General features: G+C 56.9%; 12 protein-coding genes. 1 reads left to right on the top strand and 11 read right to left on the bottom strand.

Annotated elements, in window-relative coordinates; translation table 11 throughout:
- Positions 1 to 331: 331 nt before the first annotated feature.
- Together ACZIRK_RS01630 and ACZIRK_RS01635 are read right to left on the bottom strand one after the other, a co-directional pair.
- Positions 332 to 1,702, bottom strand: coding sequence for an O-antigen ligase family protein (locus ACZIRK_RS01630; RefSeq protein ID WP_463326826.1), 1,371 nt, complete (start codon positions 1,700 to 1,702; stop codon positions 332 to 334).
- Between the two features lie 97 nt (positions 1,703 to 1,799).
- Positions 1,800 to 2,807, bottom strand: a complete 1,008-nt coding sequence (locus tag ACZIRK_RS01635; RefSeq protein WP_463326827.1) for a glycosyltransferase family A protein — start codon at positions 2,805 to 2,807, stop codon at positions 1,800 to 1,802.
- A 426-nt stretch (positions 2,808 to 3,233) separates the two neighbouring features.
- On the opposite strand from ACZIRK_RS01635, the gene ACZIRK_RS01640 reads away from it, so the two are divergent.
- Complete coding sequence (locus ACZIRK_RS01640) at positions 3,234 to 4,130, top strand: class I SAM-dependent methyltransferase (RefSeq protein WP_463326828.1); 897 nt, start codon at positions 3,234 to 3,236, stop codon at positions 4,128 to 4,130.
- A 64-nt stretch (positions 4,131 to 4,194) separates the two neighbouring features.
- On the opposite strand, the gene ACZIRK_RS01645 is transcribed toward ACZIRK_RS01640, so the two are convergent.
- The 9 genes from ACZIRK_RS01645 to ACZIRK_RS01685 form a co-directional block, all read right to left on the bottom strand.
- On the bottom strand, positions 4,195 to 5,139 hold the full coding sequence (locus ACZIRK_RS01645; protein WP_463326829.1) for a glycosyltransferase family 8 protein: 945 nt from the start codon (positions 5,137 to 5,139) through the stop codon (positions 4,195 to 4,197).
- Positions 5,140 to 6,201, bottom strand: a complete 1,062-nt coding sequence (locus ACZIRK_RS01650) for a glycosyltransferase family 2 protein (RefSeq protein ID WP_463326830.1) — start codon at positions 6,199 to 6,201, stop codon at positions 5,140 to 5,142. It abuts the gene before it with no gap.
- Positions 6,202 to 6,280: 79 nt separating this feature from the next.
- On the bottom strand, positions 6,281 to 7,420 hold the full coding sequence (locus ACZIRK_RS01655) for a DegT/DnrJ/EryC1/StrS family aminotransferase (RefSeq protein WP_463326831.1): 1,140 nt from the start codon (positions 7,418 to 7,420) through the stop codon (positions 6,281 to 6,283).
- Positions 7,421 to 7,427: 7 nt separating this feature from the next.
- Complete coding sequence (locus tag ACZIRK_RS01660; protein ID WP_463326832.1) at positions 7,428 to 8,288, bottom strand: glycosyltransferase; 861 nt, start codon at positions 8,286 to 8,288, stop codon at positions 7,428 to 7,430.
- A 58-nt stretch (positions 8,289 to 8,346) separates the two neighbouring features.
- Positions 8,347 to 9,342, bottom strand: a complete 996-nt coding sequence (locus ACZIRK_RS01665; protein WP_165435171.1) for an NAD-dependent epimerase/dehydratase family protein — start codon at positions 9,340 to 9,342, stop codon at positions 8,347 to 8,349.
- Positions 9,343 to 9,417: 75 nt separating this feature from the next.
- On the bottom strand, positions 9,418 to 10,527 hold the full coding sequence (locus tag ACZIRK_RS01670; protein WP_463326833.1) for a DegT/DnrJ/EryC1/StrS family aminotransferase: 1,110 nt from the start codon (positions 10,525 to 10,527) through the stop codon (positions 9,418 to 9,420).
- A 129-nt stretch (positions 10,528 to 10,656) separates the two neighbouring features.
- The gene (locus ACZIRK_RS01675; RefSeq protein WP_463326834.1) at positions 10,657 to 11,151 is read right to left on the bottom strand and encodes an acyltransferase; all 495 of its coding nucleotides are present in this window, start codon (positions 11,149 to 11,151) and stop codon (positions 10,657 to 10,659) included.
- A 37-nt stretch (positions 11,152 to 11,188) separates the two neighbouring features.
- Positions 11,189 to 12,706, bottom strand: coding sequence for an oligosaccharide flippase family protein (locus ACZIRK_RS01680; RefSeq protein ID WP_463326835.1), 1,518 nt, complete (start codon positions 12,704 to 12,706; stop codon positions 11,189 to 11,191).
- Positions 12,707 to 12,709: 3 nt separating this feature from the next.
- A complete protein-coding gene (locus ACZIRK_RS01685; RefSeq protein ID WP_463326836.1) occupies positions 12,710 to 13,771 on the bottom strand; it encodes a Gfo/Idh/MocA family protein in 1,062 nt (353 codons plus the stop codon).
- Positions 13,772 to 13,824 lie beyond the last annotated feature (53 nt).

Raw genomic sequence — 13,824 nt, forward strand, 5'->3', positions numbered from 1 at the left:
TGACCTCGCTCGCGTCGCCGATCGTGGCGAAGGCGATCCGCCGCGCTGCCTGGCTGCCGGAGGGGTGGCAGTGATTCATTTTATTCCCTTACACACGGCGCAACCGGCAGATCGTACCAAAAGCAATCATGGCACTCTTCGTGCGCTCCACTCTTCCCGCGTTGATTCAACGACAGGAACCTCTGGAGAATTAAATATATTAAATATCAGACATCGCAATAATTATCAAATTTATTTAATTCGATTGCCACCGACATAGCGATCCGCTAGCGGGCTCCTCCGCGTGGCACGGCGCCATGGCCTCGTCAGCAAACACCTCTGATAAAATCGATCACACCCATGTTTCCGCCGCTCGTGCAGCTCTATCGCGCAGTACCGCGGTTTCCGCGAGGTTCGCTCGCATCCCGGCAAAAACGGCGATAAGGATCCAACAGATGCCCCAAAAATGCACCATGAACCCTAGAAAAACGACCGTCGTCATGACAATTCCGAGCGCTACCGATAGCCGTCCTTCTTCGGGAGTAAGGTGACGCGATTTATCGATCGAACCAAGCCCGCATGCACCCACAATTGTCAAAAGGACCAATATGCTTCCGGGAATTCCATACGCCATTGCAGTGGCAAGCCAAAAGGCATCCACGCTCTCACTCAAAAGCGCGCCGTGGGACTGCCAATTCCAGTCTCCGTTCACACCAATTCCGAAGATCGGCGAACCGAGTACCACACGCCCCCCCACCTCCCAGATCGCTTGACGGTACCAGGCCGCCTCCGGACTTACTCCGCAAAGGCGTACAAGCGTTACGACAGGGTTGCCTGAGAAAGTGAAGACAGTAACGATTACGGCACTCACACACAGTCCGACCAATTTCCACCGAGCTGTGAAGCGCGGGGTCGCAGCATAGAAAATCGCCAGCGCAAATCCGATCAGATAAGCCAGCAATGGACTCCGCGCCTGCGAAAACAACACACCGATGAGCGCGATACCTGCAACAGCCCAGCCGAATACTTGAAGCCTAAACGTCGTGAAAGCCAAGGTCCCGAACCAAGCGCAAATGGCACCGAATAGTATCGAATGCTCCAGCGGACCCATGGCTCGAATAACACCGTCCCTATACAGCGTCTCGGCCTTCGTCGCTAATGCGCCTTCATAGCTGAATTTCACATAACCAGTAATGCCCTTGATGAACTCATAGGTGAACAGTTTGTCATTCAAAGGGTCGAGAAGACCGACACAGATAACTAGAACTGCCAGCTTGCAGCTGAAGCGTGCGACTCGCACGGAGCTATCGCCAGGACTGAGATACCGGAAGGTCAAATATGCGCCAGTGAATACAATTGCGTCGATTCCCGCCCCTTTGAGACCCGTAAAACCGGCCGTCACGGTGGCAGCCAGCATCATCCAAACGCCCGCAACCGGGGCCACAATATCTGATGGGACGCACACTACAGTTCGCGCGCTTGAGAGCCGCGATATCGCCGCGATGGAGGACACAAAAATCAGCACTCGAGCGACCGAGAGGCGAAAATCACCGATGAAGAAAGATAGGCCCTCGGGCAGAAAAATCGCGACCAGTAATAGTTTCAGATATAGCTCATTAAGTGAGAGTGAGCCCCCTGCCGTACGCCCACCCAGACTTTGCTGCCGATCCTGCAGATAGGCAAGTCGAAAACCCGGATCCAATTCTAAGCTTCTGCGGTTCAACGCGAATACCTCTAATGCCCAAGACATCTCGCAAAAAAGAAGCAGCGCTCAAAATCAAGTCGCCGCATAAGGCGACAGTTCGGTCTAAAGAAGCGCTTCATTTCGTCGTTTCCAAGGGAATAGCCAGGAAGTTACGACGTAGGCGCTTCGCTACGCTGGGTGAAATCAGCGCGTAAATAAGCGCCTTGTAATAGTGCGGATCCGCGGGGTGCAAACAAGCACATTGCCAACCCGTCCTCAAGGCCCACAAACGACGGTTAGACCGACGCCAATCCAACACGCTCCTCATAAAATGGGCGGCGATGTTGTTATCCGATAAACTGTTGCGAGAGCTGTGGCCGCTATCCTCGCATTCCGGCTCGAACCGTAAACCTCGCCGCTCGCACGCTCGCCTGTATGCCTCAACCTCAAACTGCTTACGCCACGATGGCGCACGCCGGGTAAGTGAATTGGGAAGTATGCGGTACGAGTAAAGGCACTCGCCCAATACGATCATTGGATATACTTCCCCAATTCTCAATATGTAATCGTAGGTCTCAGCAACCTTCAACGAGGGCTCGAACCGCATATCGCCGACCATTGACATTCGGAACATTCCTGTCGGATCAAGGGCAGGCATTCGAAAGGCTCTAATCTCGGACTGGCAGTCGTCCTCGCTCATCGGCGCAAACACCGGCGCCATGACTCTTCCGTTAATGATAAGCTCGTTACCGCAGAATACGGCAGCCAAATGCGGCTTGTTGAGCAGCGCACGAACCTGCCTTTCAATTCGCGTTGGATGACTGATGTCATCCGCGTCTTGAATGGCGTAAAACTCGCCGCGGATCTGATCGAGCGCTCGATTGACAGCCACAGGCTTGGTTGAATTCGCCTGGTGCAGCACGCGAACACGCTGGTCGGCCAGCAGATCTTGAACTGAGTTGAAGCAGCCGTCCGTACTGCCATCGTCGATAATGAGGATATCCAGATTTTTGTAAGTCTGATCAATTATACTCAACAGTGAAGGCCGCAAATACTCCCCTGCATTGTAAACGCACATCACGACAGTGACGAGGGGACCTTCAGCCACCCCTTCAGCTTTGGGCGGATATGCTTGGGATGCCATGAACAGCTCCTGGTCAATCGGGTCCAGCGCTTGCCTTCAACACATTATCTAAATTAACCGACAATTATTTAATTTGGACAACGCCGATTTTATCCAATATATTATTATAATGCAACAAACGCTCAGCCGGAACGTTAATCGGCATCCCGGTGAACATCATGGTGCGGGCCACGGCCGATCGAGATCGACAGGTGGGGCGAGCGAGCACCTTCGGATGAATAGGCTGCAAAGTGACAGAGCCCGTGCCCGATCGACGGAGCTGGGCAAAGCGACAAGGCAGAAAGCGGCGGCATTGGCGAACGCGTCAGTTTCGCCGCGACCATTATTGCGACGACCACTAGATCCGTTACGGCTTCTCCGATGCTGGCTGAGCCGGATTCGAACCCCTGGAGTGGCTAGGTACTCGAGATGATTTGTAAAGCTTGCTTGTCAGACGGCGAGCATCGCCGCCACGTATTTACCGAGATGATGTTTGGTACAGGAGAGCGGTTTGAATACCAGGAATGTATCGATTGTGGGACGATCCAGCGCCTGGCGGATGTAGCAGACGAAGGTCGCTTTTACCCCGAGGGGTATTATTCATTCGCCAAGCCTTCGCGAAATTCGCGGGTCATCGCAATCAGGGACGCGCATGCACTCGGCATTAAAAGCATATTGGGAGCGGTGGCATCCTTTGTAAGGTACGACCCTATCGTGGGGGTCATCGGAGATTTTAAGATCGATCCTAGCTCTCGGGTGCTGGACGTTGGCTGCGGTTCCGGGAAACTTCTTCATAGAATGTCTGCGGCAGGGTTCACGAACCTTACTGGAGTAGACCCTTACATTTCCAAGCCGACATCAGGTGCCGTGACGATTCATAAGTCGGATCTTCAGAGCATGTCCGGCGAGTTCGATTTCATCATGTTCAATCACTCGTTAGAACACGTCCCTGATCCGGGCCAAAGTCTTGGCAATGCAAGAAGGCTACTTGCACCCGGGGGCCGCATTCTGGTTCGCATCCCAACTTCGTCCTCGCAAGCATGGATGGAGTACGGCCCGAATTGGGTGCAACTGGATGCACCGCGCCACATTGTGATTCCCTCCCGCAACGGAATGAACGCATTGGCGGAGCGCTGCGGCCTCTCTGTCAGACAATCGATTGATGATTCTACTGCGTTTCAGTTCTGGGGAAGCGAAATGTACCGGAAGTCTAAGCCGCTCACATCGTCCGGGCCAAACGATGTGTTTAGCCGTCATCAGTTGAGAGGGTTTGCCAAACGAGCGGCAAAGCTAAATATCGAACAACAGGGAGATCAGGCAGCTTTCCTGTTGACCGCTGCTTAGGCTGAATGGCCCGAATCGCAAACTCCTGCCCCTCCAACGAATGATTAGAGAAGAAACTGCTCGATCATTTGAAGCTACTCTGATCAGTCTGACGATCAACCATAGCGTCCGAGCGAGCTGATTTGTCTTGTCTCGCCTTCTGGAAGCCCTTGATGTGGGACCAACCGATACGCAGCGTAGCTTCCATTCTGTCCATGGAGTTGCGCGGGAACCGCGTGCGGCTTCGAAACGAGTCGTACAACGCGGCATTCGCGTTTGGAACGCCAGGTCTCCAAGGTTTGTTCCAGGTCGTGAAATGAACTATGCTGGGCTTGTGTTCGCCCGCCAGTTCAGAGACGTCGAGCTTCTCGTTGTAAGCGAGATGGTTCCATCGGGAATCGAGCTTTTTCCAAAAGCCGTCGCACGCAACATTCAGTGCGTCTTGATCGGAGTAGGGAGATCCAGGACAGCGCTTGAGATAGTCTAACGCTGTTTCGACGATCTGCGCCTTTCGCCATTGGTGCAGGTCTATCAGAAGTACACCGGCGTTAAAGTAGTCCCGCACGCGAGGTACCGGTAGGCGAACGGTTTGATTTTTAATCTGAGAATCGAGACGGTCCAAAACCGCACCAAGAACATTTCCCTCCAGATCTGTTGCCCAGAGCGCCTGCAAGTCATCAAGAGCAAGAAGGTCGCAGTCTAGATACAATACCTTGGAGACCGTATCCGGGAAAATACGCGGAATGAGGAATCGAGCGTAGGTGATTTTGGAAATGTAACTAATCGTCGAGAACTCCTGGAACATTCCCAAGTCCACCTCGATCCATCGGATCGACGCAGAACCATGCGGAAGGGAGTCCAGTATCCTCCTTCGAATACGCTCGGAAAGCCCATCGGCAAGCACATGAAACTCGAGCGGCTCGCCGCTTCTATCCGTTTCCACAATCGACCGCAGGGTCGTGGCAAGCGGCATGGCATACCGCTTGTCACAAGCGAGCACGATTGGACCTCGTATCTGTTTTGACTCCATCTAATGACCTATATGGTTCCCGGAAGAGAAACGACCGCTATCGACCTCGGGTTGATGCTGACTCTTCGGCGATTGCAATGCCCACCCCAATAGCTTGCCCGGCGTCCTCCTGATAACGGACAAAGCCCATTGACGGCCGCCCTCGCCCGGAATCTTCAGCAATCGCCATAGCGGCGGCAAGTAACGCAGCCGGCGATCCATAGCCATCGCTTCGCGCATGAGGCCGAGGCCGTCATTAAAGCGTCCCCGTCGCAGCAGCCCGATTCCCCGATGGAATATTCGCTCGGCCAATGCACGACGAGCTAAACCTTTCAAGTCACGCGAGGAGCCGAGACGATCCCCGTATTCATCGAAGAAGCTCTCAAACGCGAGTTGACATTGTCGATAGTCGGATATGATTTCGGCAAAGTACGCGTTAGACATTGCAGTTGAGTGCCTTCGATAGATTGCCTGCACCGCATGGATGCGCGCCACCGAGCCGCTCGCCGCGAAACGAAGCCACATCTCCATATCACCGCTGTGCGGCAACGATGCTCGATAGCCGCCGATCGCTTTTTGCGTACTCGTTCGCGCAATAGCGGTAGGCGTCCAAACAAAGTTCGTCGCGGTCGCACACATCTCTTCCAAGAGCTCTTGGCGAGCCCACGTGTAGTTCTGCTTCGGTTCGATATTCGGGATCGGAGAATCATCATTCCAATTGACGCACTCGCCATGCGTGAGAACAATGTCCGGATTTTTGTCCATGACTTCGACAGCGCGTTCGAGTGCGCCGGCAACCAGCAAATCATCCGCAGACAGCAGAAGGAAGTAATCGGCGGAGGCCCAGGCAATTCCCTCATTGTATGTGCCGATATGCCCCTTGTTCTGCTGATGCGCGACCACGGTCACTCGGGAATCGTCTCGCGCCAATTTTCTCGCCACCGAGAGCGAATTATCGGACGAAGCGTCGTCGATGATCAGCACGCGAAGATCTGCGACGGACTGCCTGAGAACGCTCCCCACGCAGGCTTCGAGGAACCGCCCATAATTGTAACAGGGTACAACGATATCAACTTTGGCCATGCGCCTGATTCCCTGAGCCCAACCGAAATGATCGGCGTCACCGGCGCAACTGCCGGCTCGCGACATCGACACGATCTATTTAGACTTGAAGTTCCTTCTTCAAGGTCTCTGCAATCAGCACCTGATTCTCGTCAGTCATCTGAGCGTACAGTGGCAGCAGGATCGAGTGATCCTGCGCAAGCTCCGATTGGCGAAGGTCGTGAGGCTGCTTGTCATTCGAGTAGGGCTTCTCGCGATGCGCACACATGATGCCGCGCCGAGTTGCAATTCCCTTATCGAGAAATCGCTGCATCAACACCTTCTGATCCACGCGATCCGGCAGTCTGACGCAGTAGCTCTGCCAGTTCGAACGAGCCCATTGCGGTTCGAACGGCAAGATCAATCCCTCGATGTTACCGAGCAGTTCCGTGTAGCGAAAGGCAAGCGAGCGACGGCGCGCGACAAGCTCGGAGAGCCGCTCAAGTTGCTTGCGGCCGACCGAGGCCTGGATATCGGTCATGCGGTAATTGAAGCCCACCATCAGATAGTCTTCGAAAATCACTTGCGCCGAGCCATGGCGCACTGTGTCCGGCACGCTCATGCCGTGCTGGCGCAGCAGTCTGAACTTTCGATCCAGCTCCGCGTCCGCGGTGGTGAGCATTCCACCCTCGCCGGTCGTGATGACCTTGCGGGGATGGAACGAAAAGCACGCGATCAGGCCGTGCGGCTTGCCGATCCGCTCCCAGTGGCCGTTCACGCGGACCTCGCTGCCGGCGGCACAGGCCGCGTCCTCGATCAGGATGACGCCATGACGATCGGCGATCGTAGCGAGCGCCGCGAGATCACAGGGCATGCCCATCTGATGAACGGCGATGATCGCACGCGTGCGCGATGTGATCGCTTCGGCTACCCGACCTGGGTCTATGTTGTACGTGTCCGGGTCGATATCCACGAACACCGGAGTTGCGCCACAATATTTGATGCAGTTGGCTGTTGCGATGAAGGAATGACTTGCGGTAATCACCTCGTCGCCTGGCCCGATGTTTGCCGCTGTCAAGGCCACGTGCAATGCCGTCGTGCAGTTCGAGACCGCGCACGCATGAGGCGCACCAACCAGAGCAGCGAATTCCCGCTCGAACGCAGCAACCTGTGGCCCCTGCGAAACCCAGCCGGATAACACGGCCTCGCGAGCCGCGTCGGCCTCCTCCTTGTCAAGAAGCGGAATGGCAATCGGGATCATTGCGCCCTCATTTGAGTGAATCTGCGGTTAGCGCTGCACGAGAAGTCTCATCGCGTTGCCACAGATGGGCTCCACTTCGGGAAGCCATGCTCGCCCTGCGCCGGGCGACAATGTTGACACAACAGTAGACCAGTAATCCGGGCCACAAGTGAGGCTCTTTGAACAGTGCAACGAGCGTCCGATGATTGGCTTCCGCTTTGTTGACGCGCAGTTCGGGAAAGCGCTGGACGAGCTCGAATATTCCCCTGTAGGCACGCGTTCTGACCGCGATCAGTTGCAGCACAGTGCGTGGGGGGAATACCGTGGAGCTGACGTAGGGTAGTGTCTCCCGCTCTCCTGGTCTGAACTGAAGGCAAACATAGGTGTCATCAGCAATGACATCCGGAAACTGGCCGAATCGCCTGCGCCCCGCCTCGGATAAGGCGTAGACGCCAGACCCACCGATTCCCTGGCGCGAAGACGGCAGCCGCGACCGAATTCCGTAGTATTTGCGGACCAGCCAGGAACAGCCCGTCACATTGATCTCGGCGGTAGGTGCCGCCGCCAAAACGTCGCCTTGCTCGAGGCGTTTCGCCAGAGCTCGAACGGCGTCATGCGACAGAACAATATCGGCGTCAGCATAAATCCTCGGAAACCCATTTGAGATTTGATCACCCAGATTCAGCGCGTGGGTTTTGCTTGCGATATCCGACTCGACAACATGGACGGCCGGACTGAAGCGCCGGGCGACGTTCGCAGTGTCGTCGGTACACCCGTTACAAACGACGACCACGCGGATTTCGTCCGAAGCCGGGTCGGTGACCCACTGGCTCAGCGTCCGCGCAATCACGGAACTCTCGTTGTGGGCCGGAACGACGATCGAAATCATGGCTAGCCGGGTCGAAATGGATCAAACTCACCCGCGAGCAGCGGCAGTGCGATCGGCATCACGAAGCCACCGCTTCTTTCTGGCGCGATGGCTCGAGCGATCCGCGTTCGACTCGCCACCATTTCACAAGATCGGCAAGTCCCTGCTCAAGCGGCACACTCGAGCGGAAGCCGAGCAGGCGCTCCGCCTTCCCCGTCGAAGCCAGGCGGCGCGGCACCGGATTGACCGATCGCTCCGGAGCGAATTCCGGCGACAAGCCACGATGGCCCATCACCGAAGCGAGGGTCGTAGCAAGCTGCAACAGGCTGGTCTCGGTCCCGCTGGCGACGTTGAAAACCTGATCGGTGAGCTTTGCCCTCGCTCCCATAATGTTGGCGCGAGCAACATCGCGAACATGGATGAAATCCATGGTCTGCTGACCGTCGCCGAAGATAATCGGGGGCAGGCCCGCTTCCAGCCGCTCCATCCAGCGGATCAGCACCTCGGTATAGCGGCCATGGATGTCCATGCGGTCGCCGTAGACATTGAAATAGCGGAAGGCGACGTAGTCGAGCCCGTGCATGTCGTTGAAGGTGCGCAGCAGCCCCTCGTTGAACGCCTTGGCCGCCCCATAAAGGGTACGGTTGTCGTAAGGATTCTGCCGCTCCGTCGTGGGAAACTCCTCCGCCATGCCGTACACCGATGCGGAGGACGCGGCGATGACCTTCTGGACATTGTGCTTGACGCACAGTTCGAGCAGATCGAACGTCGCGTCGACCATGACTTCCATGGCCAAGCGCGGCTCGGCGGCGCAATGGGTGATGCGGAGCGCGGCCTGATGAAAGACTATGTCGGCCGCCTGCACCAGCGCTGCCATGAGCTTGCCGTCGCGGATGTCTCCGTGGACGAGGCGCACAGGACCGCGCGAGACGGCGCGCTGAAGATTTTCGGGCCGCCCTCTCACCATGTTATCAAGCGCGACGATCTCGAGGCACCCTTCGTCGCACAGCAGGTCAATGATGTGCGAGCCGATAAAGCCGGCGCCACCCGTAACCAGAATCCGCCTACCCTTCAGATCAGCCAAGACGCTCTCCTGTTGTTGGATCTCGGCAAGCAGACGTGCATGACATGCTGCTTTGACCGGGATGCCTTAGGCAGCCTCGACAAGTACCGCCTTCTGCAGCCGAGACACGACTTCTGCCACCTGGTCCGGCCGCAGTTCCGGATAGATCGGTAACGAGAGGAATTCGTTCGCCAGCAGTTCGGTGACAGGATAGTCGCCCGCGCGACAGCCAAGATTCGCGTAGGCCTTCTGCAGGTGAACCGGAACGGGATAGTGAATGCCCACACCAATTCCGCCCTCCTGAAGCGCCTTCAGCGCCTCGTCACGCTGGGGAAGCCTTAACGCGTAGACGTGGTAGACATGCCGGCTGTAGGTCGGCGCTCGGGGCCCTTCAAACGGAAGCTTCTCGAGCAGGGAATCGTACTGCCCAGCAACTGCTCGCCGCCCCTCGGTCCAGGATTCGAGATGGTCCATTTTGACGGACAGCACGGCGCCCTGAATGCCGTCCATGCGGAAATTGTAGCCAGCGACAACGTGATTGTATTTGGATTCCTGCCCCCAATCACGGAGCAGCGAAATTCGTCGCGCGAGGTCAGGGCTGTTGGTAACCACCGCTCCGCCCTCCCCGTATGCTCCCAGATTCTTGCCGGGATAGAAGCTGAAGCAGCCGAGATCGCCGACGGATCCCGCGCGCCGGCCCTTGTATTCCGCACCATGCGCCTGCGCCGCGTCCTCGATGACGACGAGCCCGTGGCGGCGAGCGATCTGCATGATCGGATCCATGTCCGCCATTAGTCCGTGCAAATGCACAGGCAGTATCGCCTTCGTTCGCGGCGTGATCGCGGCTTCTATCAAGGCCGGGTCCATTGTCCAGGAGACCGGGTCGACGTCGACGAAGACCGGCTTGGCGCCGCAGTACAGGATCGCCGCGGTCGTGGCGACGAACGTCATCGACACGGTGATCACCTCATCGCCCGGCCCAATGTCGGCTGCGAGCAGCGCAAGATGCAGCGCCGAGGTTCCACTATTGACCGCGCGGCAGTGATCAACGTTGCAGTAAGCTGCAAAGCGATCCTCAAAGGCGGCGACGTCCGGCCCCAGAACAAATTGAGTGCTGTCGATGACCCGCGCAACCGCGGCATCAATCTGTGGCTTGATTTGGCGATACTGAGCCTTCAGATCCAGAAAAGGTATCAAGTGGTTATCCTCTCCGGGCCACCCGGACCCAATAATATATTAAATTATTATTCCAGATAAAATTAAATCATATAAATCGTGCGATGAAAATAGCCGCGCGAAGAAATTTGGGTTGAATCCAATCCTTGATTAACGGTCTGCGGCTTCTGCCGCGACGTGGCGCGGTTCACGAACCTGCGCGGGTACGCCAGCAACAATCGCCCGCGGTGGAACGTCCCTTGTCACCACCGAGCCGGCGCCCACGATGGCCCCAGCGCCGACCGTGACACCGCAGAGAATAGTGGCGTTGGAGCCAATGGATGCCCCGCGGCCGATGTGGGTTCGTTCGACCTTCCAGTCCGCAGGTCCCTGCAGCTTGCCGTCCGCAGTGGTTGCTCTCGGGTATTTGTCGTTGGTGAACATCACGCCATGCCCGATGAAAACCTCGTCCTCGATGGTCACGCCTTCACAGATGAAGCTGTGTGAAGATATCTTGCAGCGCGCCCCGATTGTCGCGCCGATCTGGATTTCCACGAAAGTTCCTATCCTTGTGTCGTCCCCGACCGAACAGCCATAGAGATTAACGAGATCCGGATGGAATATTCGGACGTCGCGACCGAGTTGAACGTCCTTTGCGATAGGCATCTGCTATCTCCAAGCTCTCAACAACCTTGCAACACTCTCATAGACGCCGCAGCCTAAGCCACGGCGCAATCACAACTACCCCACCTGCCGCTCGATAAAGGTGATGCAGCAGCGGGTGTCCGGTGAGCATCAGCCCGAGCCCCCAACAGAGGGCGGCGACACCGCACGCAACGATCAGGCCAACGAAGGATGGTACGATCCTCGCTTCGATGAGCGCCGCGCAGACCATCATACCTGAAGCGGACATGGCCGTCACAACGGCGCTCTTCAGCAAAGCACGAGAAAGGTGTTTTGGCTCAAGGGCAAGCCGTCGACAGATGAAATACAAAGCCACAGCAGCCTGGAACGGCAAGGTCAACAATGCTGAAGCTGCCACGGCCTCGGCCCCAAAGAAAGCCGCGCACAGAATCACGAGAAGCGAGGGCGGTAGGGAGATCAAGGACGACGTGAGCGCGTCGCGCACGCTGCCTGTAGCCACCAATGTCGGATAGCTCAAACAGGCGCCGAACAGCGCCAAATTCGCGACGCAGAGAAAGCGAACCAGAGGCACGATTTCCAGCCAGTTCTGACCGAGAAGGATCAGAATGATCGGATGCGCCATGATCGCGATGAAGAGCAGAAAGGGCCACTGCACAACCGAAAGCAGCTCAACCGCATCAAGATAGGCACTCCTCAGACCCGCCGCATCTCTGCTCCTCGAGACAAGAGCGGGCATGATGATGGGGTTCAAGACCTGCACGACGAGCCTGTCGAAAACCTGAGTTATGCTCGTGGCACGGCTGTACAAGCCGACAGAGGTGAAGTCGAGAATCTTCGCCAGAAACAGCTGAGGCGATAGATTATACAACACGTTTATGATGCTTATGCCGCTCGAATACAGGCCGAACCTGACGACGTCACGAAAATCCCCAACCGACGGCCGAAACACGCCGAAATCGCGATGCTGCCTCAGCAACATGATAGTCAAGACCACGTTGCCGGCTACGCCGCCCCAGACGGGCGCCATAAAACCAAAGCTCAACATTGCAAGTGCGATGGATACCGCGGCCGCCACGACGCCGGATACAAGATTGCAGATGGCGAGCTTTCCAAACGCCATGTCACGGCGAAACAGGCCGGTAATCGTTCCAGAGAATGGTGCAAGCAGGAAGCTCAGCGCCGAGACCGCGATCCCTTTCTGCAAACTTTCCTGCTCGAATAGCTGGGACAGAACGCCCGACAGTGCGAGCAGCACCAGCCCGGTGAGTGCCGAAATTCCAAACGTGACCGTGAAAGCAGTCTGCACGCTGGCGCGCGACAACTCGCGCTTCTGAATCAGGTAATTGGCACCTCCGAACTCCTGGAAGGACGCGACAACGACTGCCGTCACAGCATTGACGACCGCATAAATCCCGAACTCCGCTGGCGTCAGCAGACGTGCCAGCACGGCAGTCGTGACCAGGAACACAACAAGATTGCCGTAGCGTTCGATCGCTGAAAAGAAGATCGAACGTTGCACGGAGCGTCGCGAACCCGGCGCGGTGCCTGACGGACCAGGCTGATCGAGGCCCTTCATCTATCAGGCCGTCGCTCTGACCGGCGTTACAGAGGTTCGCCTCCCAGGCAGCAGAACAGGACGGCCCTGGTCGGCAATCGAGCGTGATGCCGCCTCGAGAATTTCGATCACGCGCAGGCCCGACATGCCGCCGGAGATCGGCGGCGATCCCGTACGCACGCAATCGATAAAGTGCTCGACCTCGGTCTGCAGCGCCTCCTTCGCGGAGATGTGAGGCGCCCACATGTCGCCGGCGCGATAGCCAATCCGGAATTGATGGGCGTCTTCGGACGGCTCGTCGAGGGTGATGCCCTTGTCATAGACCTTGATCTTTTCGGTAGGCTCAAGATCGTCATAGACGATCATCTTCTTGCTCCCGCCTACGAAGGTCTGACGGACCTTGATGGGGGAGAGCCAGTTGACGCTGACATGAGCCACGCACTTGCTATCGAAGAACAGCGTGATATGCGCCATGTTCTCCGGCGTGCCGGCCACATGGCAAGATCCCGTCGCCGAGACAGCCACGGGGTCCTCGTTCAAGATATACTGAATGATCGAGACATCATGGACCGCAAGGTCCCATATGACGTTCACATCGCTCTGGAACAGGCCAAGGCTCGAGCGCGTGCTGTCGTAATAATAGATCTCGCCGAGTTCTTCCTTAAGCACCAGTTCGCGGATTTTCTGAACCGCCGGCGTATAGAGGAAGGTGTGGTCGACCATCAGCGTTAGCCTTCGCCGATCGGCCTCGTCGATAAGGCGGCGGACAAGATCCGCGCTTGGCGCTAGTGGCTTCTCCACCAGCACGTGCTTGCCCGCCTTCAGAGCTGCAAGCGCCAACTCGTAATGCGTTCGCACCGGTGTGGCGATCGCGATCGCATCGATGCTCGGATCCCTGAGCAAGTCCTCGTAGCGGTCAGTGGTGGCTACGCCCGGGTAGAGGCGTGTGCTCGCCGCAAGCTTCCCCGGGTCGAGATCGGCGATCCCAACGAGGCGAGCGGACGGGTTGCTGACGAAGTTGCGTACGAGATTCGGCCCCCAATAGCCGTATCCAACGACGCCCATACCAACGCGGATGTCTTGCATGAAAATGTCCTCAATTTCTTGGATATGAGATCAGTGACCGTGCTCCCGCAGCC

The organism is Bradyrhizobium sp. Leo114 (genome assembly GCF_055229415.2).